We start from the raw sequence: 25,431 nt of genomic DNA on the forward strand, positions 1-25,431 counted from the left end.
CCTTTTGGAATTATTTGTTTGTGATGTCGCTACCAAAATATTTTTTTGATAGTTTTGATAATGAGCCATCAGCACGTAATTCTTTAAGTGCTTTGTTTAATTCTTTTTGTAATTTTGGGTTATCCTGTTGGATTAAGCCAGCTACTTTTAATGCTGGAATTTCAGAACCTGTTGAAATTGTTTTAATGTTCGTATCAGGTTTTTCTTTTAAGTATGAATAGACAGCATCGTTACTGTTAATTGTACCATCAGCACGACCATCTAGGATTAAACTGATTGTATTTGCAAAATCATCCGTTGAGACAACGTCAGCACCAAGGCGTTCAGCGTCAGCTCCATTTTCACTTGTAACTGTTTGCGCCATCTTTTTACCCTTAATATCTTTAATCGTTTTAATAGAAGAGTTATTTTTTTTGACGACTAAAATTGATTTTGAATAAATATAAGGTGATGTAAAGTTGTATTTATCTTGACGTTCTTTTGTAACACCAACGTTGTTTAAAACAACGTCGTATTTGTTAGCATCTAATCCTGCAACTAATGAATCCCATTTTGATTCGATAAATTTAGGCGTTAAATCCATTTTTTTAGCTAATTGTTTACCAAGATCAACTTCGAAACCAGTTAATTTATTGTTACTATCGTGGTAACTATAAGGGCGGTAAGTACCTTCTAATCCGATTGTTAATGTACCCTTTGTTTGTGTTACATCGGATGCTGTATCTTTCGATTTACCGCAGGCGGTTAAAGCAAGAGCAATCAATAACACACTGGCAAGACTTAATATTTTTTTCATTTTAGTACGCCCCTTTTTTTAAAAGTAATATATTATCTATCTATAATAGCGTAAAATAAGCTAAGAAACCAATTATTTCTCTTACTAAAAGTAAAAACAACAAAAAGGACTAAGGTAATGACAAAATTTATAAAATTTTATCAAAAAAAATGGCATTATAGATTAATAACCTTATTAAATGACGATCTTATTTCAGATGATGAAAAAACAGAAATAGAAACGCATGCGCTAAACCATGAATTAGGGGATCAGATAACTGAAAATTATATAGCAGATTTTACCTTACCAGAAGGTATTGCGTTTAATTATTTAGTTGATGGAAAAAAGATGACGGTCCCAATGGTAACTGAAGAACCTTCTGTTATTGCGGCAAATAATAATGGGGCCAAAATAATTGCAACTGCGGGTGGATTTACAACAAAAATTGAATCACGCTTAATGATAGGTCAAGTTATTTTAGAAAATATTGATGATGCGGATAACGTTATCAACCAAATTAATGAACATCAATTGGATTTAATTAAAATAGCGAATACTGCTCGTCCTTCACTTGTAAAACGAGGTGGTGGCGCACGTTGGGTCAGAGTTCGAAAACTAGCAGCTGATTTAATTTCGGTAGATTTAGCAATAGACGTTCAAGAAGCAATGGGCGCCAACAGTGTAAATACAATGATGGAGGCAGTGGGCGAAACCCTGCAAACACAGTTTAAACAAGACGTTCTTATGAGTATTCTATCCAACTATGCAACAGACTCATTAGTTGAATCGAGCTGTTCAATTCCTTTTACGTTGTTAGATTCTGCAGGAATTAGTGGTGAACACATAGCTAAGAAAATTGTCTCAGCAAGTCGATTGGCTCAACTTGACCCATATCGTGCCGTCACACATAATAAAGGTATTATGAATGGGATTGATGCGGTTCTAATTGCTTTGGGAAACGACTGGCGTGCCGTTGAAGCAGGTGCCCATGCTTATGCTAGCAAAGATGGCCAGTATCGTGGCTTGACGAAATGGTCGATAGTCAGTGATAATTTAGTTGGCATAATTAAATTACCAATGCCCATAGGAGTTGTTGGGGGTTCGATTGATATTGTCCCAATGGTTAAAATTAATAAAAAAATGATGGGTATTAAATCAGCAAAAGAGCTTGCTAGCTTAGTTGCAAGTGTTGGGTTAGCTCAAAATTTAGCGGCTCTTAAGGCACTTGTTTCTGAGGGCATTCAAAAGGGACATATGGGTCTTCAACTAAAATCATTAGCAGTTAAAGTTGGCGCTGTAGACGAAGAAGTGGCACAATTAACAGAGTTATTAAAAAATGAGAATCGACCAGATACAGAGGTTGCAACAAAAAAATTAAATGAATTAAGAAAAAAAGGGGATAATTAAATGGTTGAGATTACATTACACCAAAATACGCAAAATTTAATTACTAAAATTAAAGAACAATTTGATGGAGAAATTAAAATTCAATTTGGTAGCGAAAAAGTTGGATTTATTAAGCATCAACAAGTAGAATCCCGGTTAGAAGATGGAAATTTTATCATTAATGTGACTGATATTACAGCACCTGATTACTTGATTTCGCATGAACTATTCCATTTTTTCTTGCAACTTAATCAGGCACCTGAATTAATGTTAAAAATGACAACGGATGATTTTAACATCGACGATAAAATCAATGCGACAGCTGTTCAACTTTATGATACGGTTTTACATGGAACTATTTTTAGATTACAAGAAGAAAATGGGTTTATTGATGATAATATTAGAGAATTATTCTATCAAGGAATCTTGGCAACAGTGACTGCTGAACCTAAAGAAGGTAGTGGCCCAGATGAATGGGGAATGTACCGATTAATCACACTTTTAGATGCTTTGGTATTCTTTCAAAATGAAGATATGGAACAAATTACTGAAAAATTCTTAGAATTTTATCCTATCGCAACAGATGCTGCACTTAAATTATTGGAAATCTTAACATCTAACGACTTGCGTGCACCTTTTGAAGCTCGCCGAGCAACGGTTGCCTTATTTAAAGCTTTCGATGCACAACTTGAAGCGTGGAAATTACCAAAAATGTACTTAAATACGTTTGCAACGTTAACACCAGTTTTCAGCGAACGTCAATTAAAATTAGAGGTACGTCAATTGTTTGATATTATGCATTCTGAATTTAAAAGTAATGTTAATTTCGCGTCAGCTTACGTCGGTATTCAAAAGAATGACCAACAAAATGCATTTGTTATTACAGTACCTAGAAATGCGGATTCGAAAGAGGTTATTTTACGTACGTACGATATGACAGTGCTAGAATTAATGCAAACAATTAAGATGCGCTTTATAGTTAGAACTGCTGAATAATGACTGATTTAGCAAAATATAATTTAGCTGTTATCACATCTGGAAACAATATTTTATTATTAAATCGTTTGAAAAAACCATATGTTGGTCTTTGGAATGGAATTGGTGGTAAACGTGAGTCTCAAGAATCTGAACTTGCAGGGATGCTTCGTGAATTATTTGAAGAAACGGGCATTAAAGTTGTTGATTCTCAATGCGTATCTACGGGTTATCTTGAATGGTCAGTGGACGACAAATACCAAGCTACAATAGCGTTATTTCATGTCTCTTTACAACAACCATTTGGAAAGCAATATCCCCAGAGAACACGAGAAGGTATTTTAGCAGATTTTCCAGTTGAATGGGCTTTGAATATGCAAAACGTTGGACTAACACCTGATTTAGTTCCTGTGTTACCCTATATTTTAAAGGATGAATTTCATCGATATTTGACAAATTTTAATGGTTCACAATTAGTTGATTTTAAAATTAAATTATAGTGAAGGACTGTTGTAAAATGATTGAACACAGTGAAATTTTTACTCGATTAAATAATCTAAAGACTAGATTACAATGGCTAACTTATTTTCAGCGGTTTTTTGATTTCATACTATTTTACTTTGGTTTTTCTAGTTTTTTTGGTGGAAATCCAATAACATTATTTGGAACAGTGTTCACAAAAGGTGAAGGGTTACTACTAACGTTGATGGTTGCGGCAATAACGTTTAGTATCACGGCACTGAAACAAGATCCAAGACGGGTTGGGCGGATTTTAATTACCATTTTAGATGGTCAGCTATCTGAAAAAGAAATTATGATTATTCGCCAATTTCAAAAATATGCACGCTAATTTTAAAAGAGATAGTCTGTGTGAAACTCACGGACTGTCTCTTTTTATTGCTTAAAATTGGCTTAAAACTATGATATACTGTTAAGGAGTTTATACAGAACGAATGTTAAAAAACACATGAAATACGATACGGAAAGGGTCTTAAAAAATGACAGAAAAACCCACATTTTATTTAACAACACCAATTTATTATCCATCTGGTAAATTACATATTGGAAATTCATACACAACAATTGCGTGTGACGTCTTAGCACGTTACAAACGCCAAAAAGGTTATGATGTTTTCTTCTTAACGGGAACAGATGAACATGGTTTGAAAATCGAACAAAAAGCTGAAGAATTAGGGACAACACCACAAGCTTATGTCGACGGTATGGCTAGTGATATTAAAGAATTATGGAAAACCCTTGAAATTACAAATGATAAATTTATTCGAACAACAGATGAACAACATGAAAAAGCTGTGCAATATATTTTCGATAAATTGCTTAAACAAGGCGATATTTATTTAGGAGAATACGAAGGCTGGTACTCTGTTTCTGATGAAGAATTCTTTACAGAATCACAGTTGGCTGAAGTTTTCCGTGATGACGACGGTAAGATGATTGGTGGTAAAGCACCAAGTGGTCACGAAGTTTCATTAGTTAAAGAAGAATCATATTTCTTTAAAATGAGTAAATATGCAGATCGTTTACTAAAATATTATGAAGATCATCCTGATTTTATTCAACCAGAATCACGTAAAAATGAAATGATAAATAATTTCATTAAACCTGGTTTGGAAGATCTTGCTGTATCTAGAACGACGTTTAACTGGGGCGTAAAAGTTAAAAGTAATCCTAAACATGTTGTTTATGTTTGGATTGACGCTTTAGCAAACTATATTACAGCTTTGGGTTATGGTTCAGATGATACTGAACTATTTGATAAATATTGGCCTGCAGATGTACAAATGGTTGGTAAAGAAATCGTGCGTTTCCATACGATTTACTGGCCAATTATTTTGATGGCGCTCGATTTACCTTTACCAAAACAAATTTTTGGTCATGGTTGGTTATTAATGAAAGACGGTAAAATGTCTAAATCAAAAGGTAACGTTATCTATCCAGAAATGTTAGTCGAACGTTACGGATTGGATGAACTCCGTTACTACTTAATGCGCGCTGTACCATTTGGTAATGATGGTGTCTTCACACCAGAAGACTTTGTTTCACGTGTTAATTTTGACTTAGCTAATGATTTAGGGAACTTATTAAATAGAACTGTTGCAATGATTAACAAATACGATGGTGGTAAAATTCCAGCATTAAAGGGTAACGTAACTGAATTTGATGGAGACTTAGGTCAAACAGCTGAAGATACAATTACGGAATATACTGAACTAATGGATAAAATGGAATTCTCAGATGGATTAAATGCTATCTGGAAATTAGTTGCTAGAACAAATAAATATATTGATGAAACACAACCATGGGTTTTAGCTAAAGATGAAGCACGTAAAGCTGAACTTGATAGTGTTATGGTACATTTAGCAGCTAGTTTACGTGTGATTGCTGTCTTAATCCAACCTATCATGACACATGCACCTAAAGAAATTTTTGAACAATTAGGTTTAGATACAGCAGATATGGCTATTGAAGAATTAAACTACTCTGATTTCCCAATGGACAGCGTCGTTGTTGAAAAAGGAACGCCTATTTTCCCACGCTTAGATGTTGAAGAAGAGATTGCCTATATTAAAGATCAAATGACAGTTTCAGATAAGAAGAAAGGGCGTAAAGCAATGGCAGTTAACGATACAGCAGATTCTTTAGATTGGAATCCAGAAAATGTGGCTTTAAACTTAACGTTACCTCAAACAACATTTGATCAATTTGAACCAAATGAATTAAAAGTTGCTGAAATCATTCAAGTTGAAAAAGTACAAAATGCTGACAGATTACTGAAGTTTAGATTAGATGCTGGTGATCCTGATCATCGTCAAATCTTATCTAGTGTAGCAGAATTTTATCCTGAAACAGATGTCTTATTAGGAAAAAAAGTTGTGATTGTTGCAAACTTAAAACCTCGTAAGATGAAGGGCGAAATTAGCCAAGGGATGATTCTATCTGCAGAATACGATGGCAAATTAAAATTAATCACCGTTGATGAAGATATTAAAAATGGCGCAATTGTAGGCTAAATAAAGTAAGGACTGGAAACAAAACTTGGTTTTGCTCTAGTCCTTCTTCATTTTACTGCTAGAAAGGAGAGGTATTCCATGGAAATATTTGACACACATACACATATTAATTCTGATGAATTTAAAACAGAAATTCCTGAAGTTATTGAGCGCGCGCAAGCATTTGACGTGACTAAAATGGCAATTGTTGGATTCGATCAACCAAGTATTTTGAAATCGCTAGAACTATCAAAAATCTATCCGAATTTATATTCTATAATTGGTTGGCATCCAGAAGAGGCAAAAACCTACACACCAGAGACTGAAAAAGTTTTAATAGAACAATTACAGTCGCCAAAAGTTGTCGCAATGGGTGAAATGGGCCTAGATTACCATTGGGATACGTCTCCAATTGAAACGCAGAAAAAAGTTTTCAAACGTCAGGTTGAGATTGCGAAGGAGTTGGAATTACCAATTTCTATTCATAATCGAGACGCCTTTGAGGATGTTTATACAATCCTGAAAGAAGCTGATATTCGTGATATTGGTGGCATTATGCATAGCTTTAATGGTGATGCAAAATGGGCAGAGAAATTCTTAGACTTAGGGATGCATTTATCCTATAGTGGTATTGTGACTTATAATAGTGCTAAAGAAGTTCATGAAGCAGTTAAAGCGACACCAAGAAACCGAATTTTAATTGAAACAGATGCGCCATATTTAACGCCAGAACCTTATAGAGGTCAGCGCAATGAACCAGGATACACAAGATATGTCTTGGAAGCTGTCGCAAAAATTCGAGAGAGTTCAAGTATTGATATGGCAGCGGCAACATTTAAAAATGCCGAAAACTTATTTAGGATAGGGTAATATGCAGAAAATTAGAGAAGTAATCGTAGTTGAAGGTCGCGATGACACAAAACGTATCCATTTAGCTGTTAATGCAGATACGATTGAAACACGCGGCTCAGCTATTAGTGATGAAACGTTAGACCAAATTGAATTGTTGCAAGAAACTCGAGGCGTAATTGTATTTACGGATCCTGATTTTTCGGGTGAAAAAATTCGTAAGACTATTTCAGCACGAGTTCCAAATGTGCAGCATGCTTTTCTTAAAAAAAGTGAAGCTGTCCCAGATCATAAAGGGAGTTTAGGCGTTGAACATGCTTCAGTTGAAGCAATTCGCGAGGCACTAGATCACTTGTATACAGAAATGCCTGATGGCGAAACATTGATCAGCTTAGAGGATTTACAAACGGCGGGACTGATTGCCGGGCCAGATGCCAAAGCTAAGCGTGAAAAATTAGGTGAGTACCTCAAAATTGGTTACACAAATGGAAAACAACTATACAACCGATTGAAACTATTTCAAATTTCACCAGAAGAGTTCGTCGACGCTTTGCAAGAAATTAACGAGACAATAACGGAGGAAAAACATGGCTAACAATGATGTGCCAGACATTGCTTCACCTATTAGAACTAAAGCAATTATGGAAACGTATGGTTTAACTTTTAAAAAGAGTTTAGGCCAAAATTTTTTAACAGATAAAAATGTACTAATGAATATTGTGGACGCTGGAGATATTACGGCTGAAGATGATGTTATCGAAATTGGACCTGGTATTGGCTCATTAACTGAACAATTAGCTAGACGTGCACATCATGTTTTAGCAATTGAAATTGACCAAAATTTGATTCCTGTGCTTGGTGAAACACTAAGTCCGTATGATAATGTTGATATTGTGGAGCAAGATATTTTAAAAGCTAACTTACCAGCGTTAGTAGAAGAACATTTTGATGGACAGCATCCATTAAAATTAGTCGCTAATTTACCTTATTACATTACGACGCCCATTATCATGCATTTACTAGAAACAGCGGTTAAATTAGATAAAATCGTTGTTATGATGCAAAAAGAAGTGGCAGAACGAATCGCAGCTGATCCAGGTAGTCGTACATATGGATCACTAACGGTAGCCGTTCAATATGAAATGGATGCTGAAGTCGCATTTGTTGTTCCAAGAACCGTCTTTATTCCACAACCTAATGTTGATTCAGCTATTATTGTCTTGAATCAAAAAGAAGGCGACGTTGAACGCCCAATTAGTGAAAAGGTCTTCTTTAAATTAGTTAAAGGGAGTTTCCAACATCGACGTAAAAGTTTATGGAACAATTTGCAATCAATTTATGGTAAAACGCCCGAAATTCGTGAAGCATTACAAGCAGCATTGGATGCATCAGAAATTTCTGCTCAAATTCGTGCTGAAAAACTAAGTATTCATGAATTTATTGTTTTATCTAACAATCTTATCAAAGTAGAAGAGAAATTTAATTAACTTCTTATTGAACTACTGATGTTCGATGTGGTATAATTGCAAATCTTGTGAAACTATGGTATGATGTTTCACATAAGAAGGTGAAGCCCATCATGCCAGAAACTTTAGCCAGCATCAAAGGTACATTAGATGCCCAAGTCGGAAAAAATTTAACGGTAGTTGCTCAAGCCGGTAGAAAGAAAACTACAGAACGTAAGGGGATTTTACGTGAAACATTCCCAGCTATTTTTGTAGTCGATTTAAACCAAGATGAGAATTCATTCGAGCGCGTTTCATATAGCTACACAGACGTACTAACAAAAAACATTGAAATTGATTTTGAAGATTAAAAATAAGTATAAAAGCCTAAGTAGGGATGTTTTTAGAACATCTTAACTTAGGCTTTTATTTTTAGAAATAATTAGTATAATTAGAGTTAATTAAGGACGTATAGGATTAGGTGAGAACATGGAGATTCGTGAAAAAGCCCCAGCTAAAATTAACTTGAGTTTAGACACCCCATTCAACCACCAAGATGGTGAACAAGAATGGCGAATGGTAATGACATCAGTTGATTTAGCAGACTACTTACATATCAAATCGCTAGACGATCGAACGGACATTACAGTGGAAACTGATAGTGGTTTTTTACCGTGTGATCACCGAAATTTAGCTTATAAAGCAGCAAAAATTTTACAGGATAAATTTCATATTAAAAAAGGTGCTCAAATACATATCAAGAAACAAATCCCAGTTGCTGCCGGTTTGGGTGGAGGTTCATCAGATGCAGCAGCAGTTTTACGTGCTTTGAATCAATTATGGAAACTCAATTTATCTTTAGCAGAGTTGGCAAAAATTGGCTTGGGGATTGATTCTGATGTGCCTTACTGCGTTTATAGTAGAACGGCTCATGTAACTGGTCGTGGCGAGAAGATTGCTGTTTTAAAAGACTTACCCCCTGTTTGGTTAGTGGTTGCAAAACCTAAGATTAGTGTTTCAACACCAACGATTATTAAACAAATTGATTATGCGCGGCTCACTCATCCAAATGTAAACGCAATTGTGAATGCGATTGAGGACGATGATATGGATGCTATAATTGACAATCTGGGTAATGCACTTGAGCCGATTACGGCTGAACGTCATCCTGAAATTACACGTTTAAAAGAAAAAATGATAAAATTTGGGGCAGATGCAGCGGAAATGAGTGGATCAGGCCCAACTGTATTTGCGATATGTCGTAAAAAAAGTCGCGCACAGCATGTCTACAATAGTTTAAAAGGTTTCTGTGAAGAGGTTTACTTAGTGAGACCGTTAAGTTGATTTTATTGCGATAATTAACATAATTTGTTATGTTGAATGCATTAAATACAACTGAAAATGAGGGACAACTTGTGGAAGCCTTAATTGAAATTGACTATACAAATGATTTTGTAGCGGCAGATGGACACTTAACGGCGGGAAAACCTGCTCAAGAGATTGAAGCTCGAGTGGTAGAATTAATGAATGAGTTTGAACAAAAAGGTGATTATGTTGTTTTAGCAACTGATATTCATTATGAAAATGACCCATTTCATCCAGAAACTAATTTATTTCCACCACATAATATTGCAGGTACAAATGGTCGTAATTTCTATGGTGAGTTGGAACCTTGGTATCAGGTACATAAAGATAAATCAAATGTTTATATGATGGATAAAACGAGATATAGTGCTTTTGCGGGAACGGATTTAGATTTAAGATTACGAGCTCGGTCAATTGATACTGTTCATTTAATTGGTGTCTGTACGGATATCTGTGTGTTGCATACAGCGGTTGATGCATATAATTTAGGTTATAAAATTATTGTGTATGAAAAAGCAACAGCTAGCTTTAATCAAGTTGGACATGAATGGGCATTAACACATTTTAAGGATTCGATGGGTGCAGAAATTAAAGAGTAGTAAAAAATAACAACTGGACGACCTTTATTTTGAAGTAAACTCCTGGTATTGGATGAAATCTAATACTAGGGGTTTTTATGTTGGCTGAATATTCTAATATGTTAAGCACAAGCGATTCACATACTGGATTACTGATAACATACACTTGAAAATATTAGTTTCACTTAAAAAAGTTGACGTAGCCGTATCTAAAATGATATTCTAATATTTGTCGGTAATGGTATTGATTACTATTTAGATTACGATTTGAAAAAATGAGGGAGAAACCATGCAAAAAAAATTAGTTTTAGTAAGCATAGTACTCACGATGTTAGTTGTTGTATTGGCCGGGTGTGGGCAAGGGACAACTAAGAAAGAGTCTAATAAATTACAGGTTATCACGACATTTTACCCAGTATATGAATTTACCAAGGCAGTTGCAGGTGATAAAGCAGATATAACAATGTTGATGCCTGCTGGGACAGAACCGCATGATTATGAACCTAGCGCAAAGGATATTAGTAAAATTTCGAGGTCAGATATCTTTATTTATAGTAGTGACAATATGGAAACGTGGGTTAAAAGTTTGAAATCAAGTATAGATGAAAAGCAAACTCAGATTTTAAATGCTAGTCATTCAATTAAAATGATTGATGAGAACGATGAATTGAAAAGTGAAGAGGCTGAATTAGCCAATAAAGAAGAGGAAAGTTCATTTTCATCGACTAGCAATTACGACCCTCATATTTGGTTAGATCCTGAAAACGCAAAAGAAATGGTTAAAAACATTTCAAAAGAGTTAATTCAGCAAGATCCTAAAAATGAAAAATATTATGTAAAACGAACAAATACTTATTTGAAAAAATTAACGGAATTAAATCAAGACTATAAAACAACATTTAAAAATGCTAAGAATAAAACATTCGTTACGCAACATGCGGCATTTGCTTACTTAGCAAAACAATATGGTCTAACACAAGTTGCGATTGCGGGTATTTCTTCGGATGAAGAACCTAGTCCAAAACGTTTAGCAGAGTTACAAACGTATATTAAAAAGTATGATGTAGATACCATTTTTACTGAATCTAATGATTCTAGTAAAATTGCGAATATGTTAGCTAAAGAAACCAATATTAAGGTTAAAGGGTTGAATCCAATTGAAGGACTATCAAAAGTTCAAATTGAAGATGGAGAAACATACCTTTCAGTAATGCAAGATAATTTAAAATCGTTAAAAACGGTTGTTAAATAAGGAGAATAGATGAAATATATTGAAGTCAAAGATCTTACCTTTTATTATGATGAAGAACCTGTTTTACAAGATATTAATTTCCACATTGATTCGGGTGAATTTGTCATTTTAACTGGTGAAAATGGTGCTGCAAAATCAACTTTAATTAGAAATGTACTTGGCCTATTACATCCGGCTAAAGGCACGGCTGAAATTTCTAAAACTAATTTAAATAATAAAAAATTACGTGTCGGATATATCCCACAAGAGATTTCATCATTTAATGCGGGTTTTCCGTCAACAGTATATGAACTAGTAGCATCAGGCCGTTACCAACAAAATCGTTGGTTAAGACGTCTGAATAAAAATGATCATGAACATATAAAAAAAGCACTAGAAACAGTTAATATGTGGAACTTTAAGAATCATAAAATTGGTGAATTATCTGGTGGTCAAAAACAACGTGTTTGTTTAGCCCGTATTTTTGCAGCAGATCCTGATTTATTTATTTTAGATGAACCAACGACAGGGATGGATGAACAATCTCGTCACGATTTCTACGAATTATTACAACATGAAGCACATACGCATCATAAAGGTATCTTGATGATAACGCACGATCATGAAGATGTTTCAGAATATATTGATCGCCATATTAAATTAGTTAGAAAGGAGGACTCACAATGGAGATGTTTCTCGATGGATTCATGCAACGAGCTTTAATTGCTTCACTTTTAATGGCAGTAATTACGCCTTTATTGGGATTATTCTTAGTTTTAAGAAGGCAATCACTTTTGGCAGATACATTGTCACATGTTTCGTTAGCAGGGGTCGCGTTAGGGTTGTTTGTTAATATTAATCCGACGGTTACAACACTGATTGTGGTTTTAATTGCCTCAGTTCTAATTGAATTTTTAAGTAACTTATACCGCACGTATTCAGAAGTTTCAATTGCCATTATGATGTCTGCCGGACTATCAATTGCCTTAGTTTTAATGAGTTTAAATCAAGGCGCAAGTTCGATGAGTGTACAGCAATATTTATTTGGTTCAATTGTGACGATTAGTTCGGCACAAGTTGTCATTTTAGCAATTTTAACTGTATTAATTGTCGTTCTCTTTCTATTATTCAAAAAGCCAATGTATGTTTTAACTTTTGACGAAGAAACGGCATTTGCTGAAGGCTTACCGGTTAGATTAATGTCAATTATTTTTAACGCAGTGACAGGTGTGACGATTGCTATAATGATGCCAATTGCCGGTGCATTACTTGTTTCTGCAATCATGATTTTACCTGCAGCAATTGCAATGCGACTGGGTCGTAGTTTTAATCTGGTTATTATAATTGGTGTGATAGTTGGTGTAATTGGGATGGTTGGCGGATTAATGTCATCTTATCAATTCAATACACCACCTGGTGCAACGATTACGCTGTTATTCATTGCAATCTTTATTATCTGCAGTATTATCAAAGTCATATCCGTTAGACTTCAAATTAACAAACAAAAATAAAACCGAATATTAACAATCAACAAGCTACTTTTAAAAATAGCTTGTTTTTTTATTAGAAAATCATTAAAAACCGAACGTTAATAATTTTATTTTAGTGTTTTACTGTTATTATTCGGTAAAACGGGTTATAATGAAAATCACACTTTGAATACTAGACATGTTTTAAAAGAAAGGCCTGATATATATGAAAACAAGAAGAAGTGATCGATTAATTGATATGACTCGTTATTTACTAGAAAGACCACATACGTTGGTTTCTTTGACGTATTTCTCAAAACGTTATGAATCAGCTAAATCATCAATTAGTGAAGATCTTGCAATTGTAAAACGTACAGTTAGAGAGCGAGGCACGGGAACGCTAGAAACAATTCCTGGCGCAGCTGGTGGTGCACGTTTTATTCCATCTATTGATGAAGCAGAAGCACGCGAATTTATTGAATCAATGACTGAGGAATTATCAGAAAAAGATCGGTTATTACCTGGTGGCTATGTCTACCTGTCTGATTTACTTGGTCGTCCTGACGTTTTACGTCAAGTAGGACGCTTGATTGCAACAGAGTACTTAGACCAAAAAATTGATGCCGTTATGACAGTTGCAACTAAAGGTGTACCTATCGCACAAAGTGTCTCAACATTTTTGAATGTACCATTTGTTATTGTGCGTCGTGATTCAAAAATCACTGAGGGCTCAACCGTTAGTGTTAACTATGTATCTGGCTCAAGTGAACGTATTGAAAAAATGGAATTATCAAAGCGTAGTTTAAAACGTGGTGCTAACGTATTAATCGTAGATGATTTTATGAAGGGTGGCGGCACAGTTAACGGAATGAAGAGCTTAATCGAAGAGTTTGAAGCAAACTTAGTCGGTATTTCCGTTTTCGCTGAAGGCGCCTTTAGTGGTGACCGGATTGTTGATGATTATAGTTCATTGTTAAAAGTAGATGAAATTAATCATACAGACAAAACCATTCATGTTAGTGAAGGAAATTATTTAACAAAAACATTTAAAAAATAAAAAGTTAATAGATAATTTATATGAAAACTTAATGTTAAATTTAACATTAAGTTTTTTTTAGAAAATTCCAATAATAATTTAAAATCAAGTGTTTTTTAATTTCGAATAAAGTAAGCATATTTATTCGAAATCTTGCAACACATACGGGTTTAAGCTATTATTAAGGTAGAATATTAGAATATAATTGGAGGAGACTATCTAATGACAGTTGCTAAATATGCAATTATTCTTGCTGCCGGTAAAGGGACAAGAATGAAATCTAAACTATATAAAGTGTTACATCCGATTGCTGGGCGTCCAATGGTTGACCACGTTTTATCGGAAATTGAAGCAAATAATATGGATGAAGTTGTTACCATTGTGGGTCATGGTGCTGAGCAGGTTGAAGAAACGTTAGGCAATCGCTCAGAATATGTTCTTCAAGCAGAACAATTGGGAACTGGTCATGCTGTCCTTCAAGCAGAAAAAATCTTAAAAGATAAAGAGGGTATGACCATTATTGCTAATGGTGATACACCTTTACTTACTGCCAAAACATTTGGTGAATTATTTGAATATCATAAAGAAAAAGGTGCTGCTGCAACTGTTTTAACAGCACAAGCAGAAGATCCAACAGGTTACGGTCGTATTATTCGTAATGATATTGGGATTGTTGAAAAAATTGTTGAACAAAAAGATGCCACAATTCAAGAAGCTAATGTTCAAGAAATTAACACAGGTGTGTACTGTTTTGATAATAAAACTTTATTTGAAGCTTTACATGAAGTAACAAATGATAATGCTCAAGGTGAATATTACTTAACTGACGTTATGGAAATTCTTAAAAAACAAGGTAAGATAGTTGCAGCCTACCGCATGAAAGATTTCTCTGAATCAATGGGTGTAAATGATCGTGTGGCTTTATCTGCTGCAACTAAAGTTATGCAACGTCGGATTAACGAAAAACATATGCGTAATGGTGTGACTTTGGTTGACCCTGAGACGACTTACATCGAATATAATGTTAAAATTGGTTCAGATACAATTGTAGAACCAGGCGTTTACTTAAAAGGTAATACAGTCATTGGTGAAGATTGTGTTATTGGTGCTCATTCTGAAATTATCGATAGTATTATTCATGATAAGGTAACTGTTACGTCATCATATCTTGAAGATTCTGAAATGGAAACAAAGAGCAACATTGGACCATATAGTCATTTACGTCCTAAAGCACATATCGGCGAAGCTGCTCATATCGGTAATTTTGTAGAAATTAAAAATGCAACTATCGGTAAGAGTACTAAGGTCGGTCATTTAACTTATGTTGGGGATGCCACTTTAGGCAAAGATATTAATGTCGGATGTGGCGTCGTTTTTGTTAATTATGATGGCGTTAATAAACACCATACCAACATTGGTGATCATTCATTTATTGGTAGTGGATCTAATGTAGTTGCACCACTAGAAGTTGGTGATCATGTATTTATTGCTGCTGGATCAACAATTACAGATAATATTGATTCACACGATATGGGTATTGCTCGTGGTCGTCAAGTGAACAAAAAAGGTTATTTTGACAAATTACCAGTAGCGCATGCACCAGAAATTGATTAGTAAGCGAATTCTTATCGGATTTTAACTTGCAATTTACTTGATTAGTATTTAAAATTTTAAGTAGGGAAAATTAAATAACTGGAGGCACATATGTCAGAACATTATTTTGATCCAAAGTTGAAAATTTTTGCTTTGAACTCGAATAAACCATTGGCTGAAAAAATTGCTGATGCTGTTGGTGTTAAATTAGGTAAAACCTCTGTAGATCGCTTTAGTGATGGTGAAATCAGAATTAATATTGAAGAAAGTATTCGTGGAGATCATGTTTACATTGTTCAATCAACATCTGCACCCGTCAATGACAATATTATGGAATTATTAATTATGATTGATGCTTTGCGCCGCGCAAGTGCTAAATCAATTAATGTCGTTATTCCTTACTATGGTTATGCTCGTCAAGATCGTAAAGCACGTTCACGGGAACCAATTACAGCAAAATTAGTTGCTGACATGTTAGAAAAAGCTGGTGCAACAAGAATTTTAGCGCTTGATTTGCATGCTGCTCAAATTCAAGGATTTTTTGATATTCCAGTTGATCATTTGATGGGTGCACCTTTATTAGCTGATTACTTCTTAACTGAAGGATTAGATAAAGATGCTGTTGTTGTTTCACCTGATCATGGTGGAGTAACACGTGCTCGTAAATTAGCAGAATTCTTGAAAGCACCTATCGCAATTATTGATAAACGTCGTCCTAAAGCAAACGTTGCTGAAGTGATGAACATTATTGGTACCGTTGAAGGCAAACGTTGTATCTTAATTGATGATATGGTTGATACGGCAGGAACAATTACGCTTGCTGCTCAGGCTTTAATGGATGCCGGTGCAACTGAAGTGTATGCAAGTGCAACTCATCCGGTTTTATCAGGTCCAGCTGTTGAAAGAATTGCAAAATCACCTATTAAGCAATTTATCGTAACAGATTCAATTCAGTTACCTGAAGACAAGAAAATTGATAAATTAGTTCAAATTTCAGTGGGTCAATTAATTGGGGATGCAATCACGAGAATTCATGAAAACAAACCAGTTAGTCCATTATTTAAAAATCGTTTCCATAATGAAAAATAAAGTTAAGAAAGTTAGATGACTAATGTTGTCTAACTTTTTTTGTATCTAAATTTAAGACATAAAAAAACCGACAGTCCGGGGGGAACTGTCGGAAAAGGGAGTAGAGATAATTAATTTCAGGGGAGAAATTAGTTATAAGTTAGATTAATTTATTCGGGGAAATAAATTAAAATTTAAAAGTTATTAATTAAGGTATGAAGTTATCATAACAAGTAGTTGTGAAGAAAATGTGACGTAAAAAAGATAAAATATGATTACTTTTTTTGTGGGGTGAAAGTATAGGATATATAATATTTTAGTAGTTTTTACATAAAGATTTTCTTAGAATAAAGCACTATTTGAGCTGATTATTAAATACAACTTTTCTACTACCCTTTAAAATTGATAAAGTGTATATTAAAAGGTAGTAAATATAGTTTAAGAAAGTGTTGCTATGGTTCTTTTAGCTCAATAATTGTTAAATTATAACTTATAAGACTGTTTAAGGCTAGCAGAAGGTAAATGAAAATTAAAGATTTATTTGAATTGTTTGTAACCTATCAAGTCTATTCTATAATATTTTGATTGAATAAGGGTTGAATAATTAGTCAATTAATTAAAGGTGAAATAATTTATGGAATTAAGATACTTTATGAAGAGTCTAATTGAATAGGGAGTGATCCATATCCGGTACAAGATTATAATATTATATTAAAAAATTTAGGGAGCCTAACTTTGACTATGCGGGAGAGTTATCTAAAATATCCATGGCATTTAGTACATCTAGTACAGTAACTAGTGTTGGGGCAGAACTTGGGGTAACTTTAGTTGCTATTTTCATAGTTTTTGCAGGTTCTTTAATAATATAGAAGGAGAAGGATATGATAGAATTTGAGATAAAAGTATTAATATTTTTATTAATTGGAACGCTGGTATTAATGATTTTAAAAATTCGGAAATATAAAAAAGAAATTACCGAACTTAATGATGTGGAAAAGAAGCAACAAGAACAAATAAGTAGATTAGAAGGGAAAAATAATGAATAGTTATGATCTAGTTTATCTTGTTATGCCTTTAGTATTATTTTGTATTTGGATTGCTTTCTACATTTACTTATGTGTATGTTTATATAAATATAAGAAAGCTAGACGAAAAGTAATAATTAGTTCTGCTAAACTTAATGAATTAACAACAAAAAAGATATTAGAACTAGAAAAAAAGTTAAAAAAAATAGAATAAAAACTAATTAAAAAGAGAAGTAATCAGAAATCAATCTGAAGACTTCTCTTTTTAATTTATTATTGAGCTAATCGATAATCAGAATAGTCTTGTGTCTAATCTGAGAATATAACCAATCAGGTTGGGCATTAAACTTAGACTTCAAACATATATTTAATTAGAGACATTACTCGTAATGTTAAAAAGGGACCAAAATAATCTTAGATTGTTATTTATTACTACAGATTATAACGCTTGAATATTATGATTTTACAGTCGATACACTTTAATTTTAAGGGTATAAAAAAACCGTCAGTCCGGGGAGACTGACGGAAAAAGGGAGTAGAGATAATTAATTTCAGGGGAGAAATTAGTTATGAGTTAGATTAATTTATTCGGGGAAATAAATTAAAATTTAAAAGTTATTAATTAAGGTATGAAGTTATCATAACAAGTAGTTGTGAAGAAAATGTGACATAAAAAAGATAAAATATGATTACTTTTTACATAAATATTTTCTTAGAATAAAGCACTATTTAATTCTAAAAAGTTGTCACTGACTTAGCCGGCACCTACATTAGAATCTAGTTTAGCGCTTGTATGCAAACATAGATCACTTATTGATATCATTCATCTATTTAAGTTCGGTATATAGTTCATAACCAATAGGGCCCAGTAAATGTAAAACTCCGAATTTTTATAACATTTGATTTCTTGGATCTAAAACAAGTGACTCTGCCAATAAAATATCACTGTAAATTTCATAAACATAATCAGAACTCGCTGAATTATGCTTTACTAAATCAGATAAATAGTTACGTTCAGCATCAAATGCGTACATCAATGCTCGGCGTTGTTCAACACTTTGTAGATTAGTCATTCCTGATTTATTAACTGTAAAAGTACGCCATTGTTTAAAAAAAGAACTTAATGTATTCTTTCGAATTTGATCATGCAAGTCATAGACGACGCTTGCTTTAACAGTCGGCGACAATTCTAGTATTTCAAGAGATTTGATACCTTCCGTAACCATATCATGACGTATTTGTGTTAATTGTGTTTCCCAAGTTTCTGCATTACTGTCAACTAACAGTAATTTTTTAAATAAAATAGTAGGGACTAACATGCTTAAAATGATGACAACAGTTTCTACAACGATGATAAAGTTAAATAGTTGTGGACTAATTTCATTGCCAATGGAAAAGGTCATTGCAAGTGTGACCGTACCGTGGACGCCACCTAATGAAAATAGCCATGCTGTTTTTGAACGTCGGTCACTAATAAAAAGTCGTGCATAAAAATAACGACAGATTAAAAGTAAGAAATAAACGGCCACTCCAATTGCTAGCCATACAAGTGAACCAAATAAAATTTGTGATTGGCTAACTAAAATTCTTTCCAGACTGATACCTAGAATAACAAAGACTGCACCATTTAAAACTTCCGTCATAAAATTAATCAGCTGAATTCCAAAATGTATCTGGTGCGGTGATGAGAACCGACTTCGATTTGCTTCACTATTATGAACTAGTCCAGCTGTTACTACTGCGATAATGCCAGATCCCCCAAGTCTTTCTGTTAAAAAATAAATAAAAAAAGGTGTTAGTAAATAAAATAAAGTTTGCGAAGAGATAACATTCCTTGTTGAACGAACAAAATACTGTCGAAAAGCCATTATTAAAAACGCTAAAACAGCCCCTAAGAGTAAACCACTGCCAGCTGATTTAAAAAATGCACCAGTATTCTCCCAAAATGATAGATGTCCAGTAGTTAACCATAATATGCCAGCTTGCAATAAAATGATACCCGTTGCGTCATTAAATAATGATTCCATTTTTAAAATATTTCTAATTGGCTGGGCTATTTTTCGACCTTCAACAACTGCATCAAACGCAGTTGCATCAGTTGGCGTTGCAATTGCCACGATGATTAGAACGACTGGAAGAGCTAGGCTAAAGAGTTGGCTAATAAGTATAGCTGTAACTACTGCAGAGATTACTGCTAAGCTGACAGCCGCCCCCATGATACTTTTCATTCTTTTTCTAACCATTAAAATTGGCGTTTTTTGGCCTTCAAAGAATAAGAGTGGCGCTAAAATTAAAATCATAAAGATTTCATTATTAAACCCTAAGACAAAATGATTAGTCCATGGGATAGCCGCAACAACAATCCCCATCAATAAATTAATATAAGGCCCAGCGATTTGTTTAGTATAGCGAGCAATAATATTGCTAAAAGCTACAGCAATGGCAATCGCCAATGAAGAAATTAACAGATCCATAAAAAAACTCCTTTATATGTATATCCAAATTGAGTAACGAGATAATTTACCAATTTGGCTTAGTATTTACCTCGTAATTATCACAAATTTAATCAGTACACGTTGATGTTAACATAAGCTAAAAGAAAAAGTACTAGCGTTGCTTAAAGGGTGCCAATTATTGCACTCTCGCATAAGAAGAGTAGACTTTAACAACCTAAATTTAAAAATATAATCATAAAAAACCTCCGGTATTGGACCAAAATCCAATACCGGAGGTACACTTCAGAATCAAGTTTTTATTAGTTATTATTTAGTCTTCTTTTGCAATTTTTTCTTCAATTTTTTTTGATGCTTCTCGAGGTAAGTCACTATCTCTTTCAGCTAGTAAGTTACGGATATCTTTTAAATATTCTTCAGTAGGTGTTAACGTCGTTTCTGAAGATTCTTCTTCCTTATCATTAGATCTACTTGTTGCATTTCTAAGTGCTGTGATTCCCTTAAGCAACATAAAGATAACAAATGCTACGATTATAAAGTTAATGACATCGTCTAAAAATTGTCCGATTTTGAAAGTTGTATCACCAATTGTGAGAACGATCCCTGACAAGTCAACTTTACCAACGACAAGTGCAATGATAGGACCAATGATGTTAGTTGTGAAAGATTTAACGATTGTTGTAAATGCACCACCAATAATAACAGCGACTGCCAAATCCATCACATTTCCGCGAGTGATAAAATCTCTAAATTCTTTTAACATGTTTGATGAGTCTCCTTTAATTTGGTTAACTGTATCTTAAAGTATAACGGATTTTATAGGATAAGTGAACTGAAAATTGTGAGTTAATAGGTTTGAATGATATAATCAAAGCACAAATTAAAAGTGAGCGAGGAACTAACCATCATGAAACAGGCTAAAAGGAATGTCACATTTTTATTAAGTGTACTGGCAATCATTGCTGCGATTATCTGGATCCGTGTTGGAGGGGATAGTTTTTCTTTATCTAATGCATATTTTTATATTGGCATTATATTAATTTTAATCGGAATTATATTGATTTTGAGTCAAGCACAACTATTTGCTGGCTGGTTTAAACGACGAGATAAAGGTGAATCTAAAGAAGATTATAATGAACGTAAAATTGATGTTAAAAGTGTAGGAAGTAAAAAAAATCGTCCGCTTAAAATATCACCATTGATGCGTAGTTGTTTTATTGTTGGTGGATTAATGATTGTGATTGCTGTATTAGTGACTATTTAAACTAGGGAGATGATGTCATGAATATTTTTTGGGTATTATCATCGTTTTGTGTTTTGCTGTAGAATCATACTTTGTCGATGGTGGATTCGCAGAAAATGCTGGATCATTATATAAACAGTTTAAGCAATCAAAGTTATCTTTTAGAGAATTTATGCGATTGTTGTTTAGAAGATAATTCGCCCAAAAACAGACCTAACTTTGATCATTCAAATCTGGGTCTGTTTTTTTGAGTTTTATTTTAGAAATATTATTTAATTTTAAAATAGCTTTAAATCAATCATTAGGCCAATATGTAAAGTAATCCTTACACATTGCAATCAATAATTGCTCTATATTATTGGATATATTTTTGTATACTAAAAATGTACCAATAGATGTACTAGGTTGAAACATAATGGAATGGAAAAAATAAATATGAGTTGAGGGTTATTTAGTATTATAGCGATTTAGTTGGCAGAGTAATTTCGTCAGGGGCAGCAGTGACGATAGCAGGCTCATGGTGTATCCTTCAACGCATTTTAGAAAGAGGTAGCATGTTGAAAAATAATATAGTAAGTATGGCATTGCCTATCATATTGATTATTATTAGCTTTATTCCTAGAACATATAAGAATTGGGTTTTTATTAAATTTGGGATGTATCGCTACTTGATTATTGTGCCAATGTTTTGTTTAATTCTAGCAATGCTTTGGAGAGACGATAGGCCACTTGTTCCGATAATGGCACTTATTTCAGTATTTGCTATTTATTGGGACTGGAGAACGATGATAAAAATTAAAAATGATGTAAAGTGATTCTGACATGTTTCATATAAGATAGGGACTAGTTGCAGAAAATTAAAAGTTAGTTAATAGTAACTAGCAGATCCCCAGTTAAGTGAATCAGATAGAAGACCGTAAACAACATATAAGTTATAAATAATGACAATAATACAAATAAGATAAATAGTTTTCGAAAAGGTATTAGTGGATTTATTATGCCAAACGATTAATGGTGCAATAATTAGACCTACAGGTGCAATTAGAAATGAAAGACAAGTTAGTAGTAATAGCAATAATCCCTCATCTTTTGGTTTCTCTACAAATTTAAGATTTTGATTATTATTTGAATCAACTTTTTCATTAAGAAGTTCAACTAAAGAACAATGATAGATAGTACTTAAAGATTTAAGTGTATCGATATCAGGAGTACTTCGCCCATTTTCCCATTGTGAGATTGTTTGTCTTGAAATATGTAATTGCTCAGAGACTGCGGATTGAGATAGTCCGGATTCTTGACGTGCATGTTTGAGTTGTTGACTTAGTCCATTTTATCTCCTCCAAATATTCTGATTTTATAATAGCATATAAGTAATTAGGGAAGATAGTAGAATATAAAGAACTAATAACGATGAAATTGGGGTATACCTCATTTAATAAGGGCTATTTCTATGGCTTATTAAGGACCTCATTAGGGTGCTGATGACCATTATTATTATCATTTATGCCTTAATAGTATCTTTAATCGTACAGGGTTAAACGGAATTAAAAAAGGGAGTCACTTTGATAAGCAAAGTGACTCCCTTTTTTAATTCATTTAATCAGCTAATGCATATTTTTGGATTGCTTTAGCAACACCTAATTCAACATTAGTAGCAGTTACTGCTTGAGCATTATCTTTAACTTCTTGAATAGCGTTACCCATGGCAACACCTAGACCTGCTGCTTGGATCATTGATAAATCATTACCTTGATCACCAAGCGCCATAACCTCGTCTTTGGTGAAACCTAATTTATCAGCTAAGGACATAACGGCATTTCCCTTGCTGGCATTTTTGTTTAGGAGTTCTAAAAAGTAAGGTTCACTTTGGACGTAGTAATAATTATCGGTAATTTTTGCGGGTAATTCCTTAACGACACGTGTAATAACTTCAGGATAATCAATATACATCATTTTCGAAATGACGATATTCTTGTCCATTTCTTCAGGTTTTCGGAAACGAATAGGCATTTGAACTAAGAATGACTCTGCCACAGAATACTCACTGATATCAGCATTAGGTGTATACATTAATGCTTGATCTTCAGCATGAACATGGACGTTTAATTCACGACTTGTTTCTTCGATTATGTTGTAATCGTTAATATCTAACGTATGATGAATTAGAACTTCACCAGAGCCTGAAACTTGAACTAAGGCGCCATTAAAAGTAATAACAAAATCATCATCTGATGTTAAACCAAGTTTTTCTAAGTATTTTGTGACACCTGTTAAAGGACGTCCGGTACAAAGAACAACTTTGATGCCAGCAGCTTTAGCAGCTTTAATAGTAGTAATAGTTTCTGGTGCGATTTCTTTTTTATCATTAACGAGAGTACCGTCAATATCGATTGCGATTAATTTAATTGTCATGATGAATCTCCTTTGGGTTGATTAAAGTATCATTATTAAGATATGTTCTAAACTGTGCATAAATGTCAGCGAATAAATCGTTCTCTGATTTTACTAATTCTCTTGGGAAGAAGAAGCGGCGGTCGCCTGATACTTTACCAGTAATAGAAGCAACGAGGTCACTGACGCTAGATAATTCAACAAGTGAACCATCTTCTTGCGCTAATTCGATTTGGGTACGTGGCTTATCTTTGGTTGGATCATAGGCATCATAAGGTAAGTCGTAGCTGTCATTTTCTGCCGTATAGTAGTCAGGTTGAAAACCAGCTGATTCAATAAGACGTTCTAGAGTAGGTAATAATTCAACCGTTTCTTCATCAAATTTAATTGATTTAAATGGTTTGCGATCCAGGAAACGGACGGCTAAGTCACTTGAAATGTTATCAGTATTTTGACGCCATTCCGTAAAGTAAGTTGTTAAAACACCGTCGTCTAATTGTAAATAATCATCTAATGAAAATTCATTCTTAAAAAGTGGGATTAGTAATTTTGGTGAATCCTCGGCACTTAAGCGATTATTTTCGTATAGGTATTTAGCCCGATTTAATAAATGACTTAAAATAACTTCCATTGATCTAGAAATAGGATGGAAATAAACTTGGACGTACATTTGGAATCGGCTGACAATGTAATCTTCAACGGCATGCATCCCATTGATATCAAATGCAATCCCGCCTTTATAAGGACGCATCACACGTAAAATTCGAGTTAAATCAAATGTACCATAATTCGTACCAGTGTAGTAAGAATCCCGTAATAAGTAATCCATTCGATCAGCGTCTATTTGACTCGAAATCAATTGGACAACTTGTGGATTAGGGTACGTTTTTTGAATAACACTTGCCACTTTTTCTGGGAAATCAGCAGAAACTTTTGCTAAAACTTGGTTAATCTCAGTTGAGGGATCAGTTAGAATTTGAGCAGTAATAGCTTCATGGTCTGTTTTGAAAATGTGCTCAAAAGTATGTGAGTATGGACCATGACCGATATCATGTAAAAGAGCGGCACATAATGCCACTAATTTTTCTGAGTCGTCCCATAAACCGTCGCCAGCTTCTTTGCTTGGATAATTACGTTGGAAATTATCGCAGATTCGACGTGTGATTTCATAAACACCTACGGAATGGGTGAAACGTGAATGTTCCGCTCCATGAAAAGTTAATGAAGTTGTACCGAGCTGTTTAATTCGGCGTAGACGTTGGAATTCTTTAGTATTAATTAAATCCAAAATAACTTGATGTTGCACATAAATGTAATCGTGAATAGGATCACGTAACACTTTTTCTCTAGCAAGTAACGGCGATTGTTCGAGCAATAGAATCCCTCCTCGAAAATTTAGATAGTAAATAAGTTCGTAATACTTCTATTATAACGAACATTCGTAATTTAGTCATGACATAATGATGATTATAGGTAACGACATTCATTTAAATCTAAGTTATAATACAGTGAAACAATAAGGTGAATGGAGGAATTAA

The 25,431-nt window shown here is 33.8% G+C and carries 26 protein-coding genes and 1 pseudogene; 20 read left to right on the forward strand and 7 right to left on the reverse strand.

The window, feature by feature from the left end:
* Nucleotides 1-10 precede the first annotated feature (10 nt).
* Nucleotides 11-796 carry a transporter substrate-binding domain-containing protein gene (locus tag ACE83Q_RS06475; RefSeq protein WP_409021923.1) on the reverse strand — a complete coding sequence of 262 codons (786 nt, stop codon included), beginning with the start codon at nucleotides 794-796 and terminating at the stop codon, nucleotides 11-13.
* Between the two features lie 117 nt (nucleotides 797-913).
* On the opposite strand from ACE83Q_RS06475, the gene ACE83Q_RS06480 reads away from it, so the two are divergent.
* The 18 genes from ACE83Q_RS06480 (at nucleotide 914) to ACE83Q_RS06565 (ending at nucleotide 17,827) form a co-directional block, all read left to right on the forward strand.
* A complete protein-coding gene (locus tag ACE83Q_RS06480; RefSeq protein ID WP_409021924.1) occupies nucleotides 914-2,182 on the forward strand; it encodes a hydroxymethylglutaryl-CoA reductase, degradative in 1,269 nt (422 codons plus the stop codon).
* Nucleotides 2,183-3,157, forward strand: coding sequence for an IpaB/EvcA family protein (locus ACE83Q_RS06485; RefSeq protein ID WP_409021925.1), 975 nt, complete (start codon nucleotides 2,183-2,185; stop codon nucleotides 3,155-3,157).
* Nucleotides 3,157-3,636 (forward strand): NUDIX domain-containing protein, encoded by a 480-nt coding sequence (locus ACE83Q_RS06490; RefSeq protein WP_409021926.1) that lies wholly within the window; start codon nucleotides 3,157-3,159, stop codon nucleotides 3,634-3,636. Before ACE83Q_RS06485 ends, ACE83Q_RS06490 begins: the two co-directional genes overlap by 1 nt.
* A 17-nt stretch (nucleotides 3,637-3,653) precedes the next feature.
* Complete coding sequence (locus ACE83Q_RS06495; protein WP_409021927.1) at nucleotides 3,654-3,986, forward strand: hypothetical protein; 333 nt, start codon at nucleotides 3,654-3,656, stop codon at nucleotides 3,984-3,986.
* A 148-nt stretch (nucleotides 3,987-4,134) separates the two neighbouring features.
* A complete protein-coding gene (gene metG, locus ACE83Q_RS06500) occupies nucleotides 4,135-6,168 on the forward strand; it encodes a methionine--tRNA ligase (RefSeq protein WP_409021928.1) in 2,034 nt (677 codons plus the stop codon).
* A gap of 78 nt (nucleotides 6,169-6,246) precedes the next feature.
* Nucleotides 6,247-7,017, forward strand: coding sequence for a TatD family hydrolase (locus ACE83Q_RS06505; protein ID WP_409021929.1), 771 nt, complete (start codon nucleotides 6,247-6,249; stop codon nucleotides 7,015-7,017).
* Nucleotide 7,018: 1 nt separating this feature from the next.
* On the forward strand, nucleotides 7,019-7,591 hold the full coding sequence (rnmV, locus tag ACE83Q_RS06510) for a ribonuclease M5 (RefSeq protein ID WP_409021930.1): 573 nt from the start codon (nucleotides 7,019-7,021) through the stop codon (nucleotides 7,589-7,591).
* The gene (gene rsmA / locus ACE83Q_RS06515) at nucleotides 7,584-8,483 is read left to right on the forward strand and encodes a 16S rRNA (adenine(1518)-N(6)/adenine(1519)-N(6))-dimethyltransferase RsmA (RefSeq protein ID WP_409021931.1); all 900 of its coding nucleotides are present in this window, start codon (nucleotides 7,584-7,586) and stop codon (nucleotides 8,481-8,483) included. The genes rnmV and rsmA overlap by 8 nt, the downstream gene beginning before the upstream one ends.
* A gap of 92 nt (nucleotides 8,484-8,575) precedes the next feature.
* Nucleotides 8,576-8,812, forward strand: coding sequence for a Veg family protein (locus ACE83Q_RS06520; protein WP_409021932.1), 237 nt, complete (start codon nucleotides 8,576-8,578; stop codon nucleotides 8,810-8,812).
* Between the two features lie 118 nt (nucleotides 8,813-8,930).
* The gene (gene ispE / locus ACE83Q_RS06525; protein WP_409021933.1) at nucleotides 8,931-9,785 is read left to right on the forward strand and encodes a 4-(cytidine 5'-diphospho)-2-C-methyl-D-erythritol kinase; all 855 of its coding nucleotides are present in this window, start codon (nucleotides 8,931-8,933) and stop codon (nucleotides 9,783-9,785) included.
* A gap of 29 nt (nucleotides 9,786-9,814) precedes the next feature.
* On the forward strand, nucleotides 9,815-10,405 hold the full coding sequence (locus ACE83Q_RS06530) for a cysteine hydrolase family protein (protein WP_409021934.1): 591 nt from the start codon (nucleotides 9,815-9,817) through the stop codon (nucleotides 10,403-10,405).
* A 268-nt stretch (nucleotides 10,406-10,673) separates the two neighbouring features.
* Complete coding sequence (locus ACE83Q_RS06535) at nucleotides 10,674-11,636, forward strand: metal ABC transporter substrate-binding protein (RefSeq protein WP_409021935.1); 963 nt, start codon at nucleotides 10,674-10,676, stop codon at nucleotides 11,634-11,636.
* A 9-nt stretch (nucleotides 11,637-11,645) separates the two neighbouring features.
* Nucleotides 11,646-12,338, forward strand: coding sequence for a metal ABC transporter ATP-binding protein (locus tag ACE83Q_RS06540; RefSeq protein ID WP_409021936.1), 693 nt, complete (start codon nucleotides 11,646-11,648; stop codon nucleotides 12,336-12,338).
* Complete coding sequence (locus tag ACE83Q_RS06545; protein WP_409021937.1) at nucleotides 12,299-13,126, forward strand: metal ABC transporter permease; 828 nt, start codon at nucleotides 12,299-12,301, stop codon at nucleotides 13,124-13,126. The genes ACE83Q_RS06540 and ACE83Q_RS06545 overlap by 40 nt, the downstream gene beginning before the upstream one ends.
* Nucleotides 13,127-13,310: 184 nt before the next feature.
* On the forward strand, nucleotides 13,311-14,141 hold the full coding sequence (purR, locus tag ACE83Q_RS06550) for a pur operon repressor (protein ID WP_409021938.1): 831 nt from the start codon (nucleotides 13,311-13,313) through the stop codon (nucleotides 14,139-14,141).
* Between the two features lie 201 nt (nucleotides 14,142-14,342).
* On the forward strand, nucleotides 14,343-15,734 hold the full coding sequence (glmU, locus tag ACE83Q_RS06555) for a bifunctional UDP-N-acetylglucosamine diphosphorylase/glucosamine-1-phosphate N-acetyltransferase GlmU (RefSeq protein WP_409021939.1): 1,392 nt from the start codon (nucleotides 14,343-14,345) through the stop codon (nucleotides 15,732-15,734).
* 90 nt (nucleotides 15,735-15,824) lie between these two features.
* The gene (locus tag ACE83Q_RS06560) at nucleotides 15,825-16,802 is read left to right on the forward strand and encodes a ribose-phosphate diphosphokinase (RefSeq protein WP_409021941.1); all 978 of its coding nucleotides are present in this window, start codon (nucleotides 15,825-15,827) and stop codon (nucleotides 16,800-16,802) included.
* 860 nt (nucleotides 16,803-17,662) lie between these two features.
* Nucleotides 17,663-17,827 (forward strand): hypothetical protein, encoded by a 165-nt coding sequence (locus ACE83Q_RS06565; protein WP_409021942.1) that lies wholly within the window; start codon nucleotides 17,663-17,665, stop codon nucleotides 17,825-17,827.
* Between the two features lie 869 nt (nucleotides 17,828-18,696).
* Here ACE83Q_RS06565 and ACE83Q_RS06570 read toward each other — a convergent pair.
* Together ACE83Q_RS06570 and mscL are read right to left on the reverse strand one after the other, a co-directional pair.
* On the reverse strand, nucleotides 18,697-20,280 hold the full coding sequence (locus tag ACE83Q_RS06570; RefSeq protein ID WP_409021943.1) for a cation:proton antiporter: 1,584 nt from the start codon (nucleotides 20,278-20,280) through the stop codon (nucleotides 18,697-18,699).
* 292 nt (nucleotides 20,281-20,572) lie between these two features.
* Nucleotides 20,573-21,022 (reverse strand): large conductance mechanosensitive channel protein MscL, encoded by a 450-nt coding sequence (gene mscL, locus ACE83Q_RS06575; protein WP_409021944.1) that lies wholly within the window; start codon nucleotides 21,020-21,022, stop codon nucleotides 20,573-20,575.
* Nucleotides 21,023-21,166: 144 nt separating this feature from the next.
* Here mscL and ACE83Q_RS06580 point away from each other — a divergent pair, with 144 nt between their 5' ends.
* On the forward strand, nucleotides 21,167-21,523 hold the full coding sequence (locus tag ACE83Q_RS06580) for a DUF3899 domain-containing protein (protein ID WP_409021945.1): 357 nt from the start codon (nucleotides 21,167-21,169) through the stop codon (nucleotides 21,521-21,523).
* A 479-nt stretch (nucleotides 21,524-22,002) separates the two neighbouring features.
* On the forward strand, nucleotides 22,003-22,317 hold the full coding sequence (locus tag ACE83Q_RS06585) for a hypothetical protein (protein ID WP_409021946.1): 315 nt from the start codon (nucleotides 22,003-22,005) through the stop codon (nucleotides 22,315-22,317).
* Nucleotides 22,318-22,370: 53 nt separating this feature from the next.
* On the opposite strand, the gene ACE83Q_RS06590 is transcribed toward ACE83Q_RS06585, so the two are convergent.
* The 4 genes and pseudogenes from ACE83Q_RS06590 to ACE83Q_RS06605 form a co-directional block, all read right to left on the reverse strand.
* On the reverse strand, nucleotides 22,371-22,577 hold the full coding sequence (locus tag ACE83Q_RS06590) for a hypothetical protein (protein ID WP_409021947.1): 207 nt from the start codon (nucleotides 22,575-22,577) through the stop codon (nucleotides 22,371-22,373).
* A 78-nt stretch (nucleotides 22,578-22,655) separates the two neighbouring features.
* Nucleotides 22,656-22,814 (reverse strand): annotated as a pseudogene (locus ACE83Q_RS06595) (helix-turn-helix domain-containing protein); the annotation flags it as partial.
* A 284-nt stretch (nucleotides 22,815-23,098) separates the two neighbouring features.
* Nucleotides 23,099-23,914 (reverse strand): sugar-phosphatase, encoded by an 816-nt coding sequence (gene yidA / locus ACE83Q_RS06600; RefSeq protein WP_409021948.1) that lies wholly within the window; start codon nucleotides 23,912-23,914, stop codon nucleotides 23,099-23,101.
* Entirely contained in the window at nucleotides 23,904-25,268 is a 1,365-nt protein-coding gene (locus tag ACE83Q_RS06605; RefSeq protein WP_409021949.1) for an HD domain-containing protein, read from the reverse strand. Before ACE83Q_RS06605 ends, yidA begins: the two co-directional genes overlap by 11 nt.
* Nucleotides 25,269-25,431 lie beyond the last annotated feature (163 nt).

It is taken from the genome of Dellaglioa kimchii (assembly GCF_046115505.1).
Lineage (GTDB): Bacteria > Bacillota > Bacilli > Lactobacillales > Lactobacillaceae > Dellaglioa > Dellaglioa kimchii.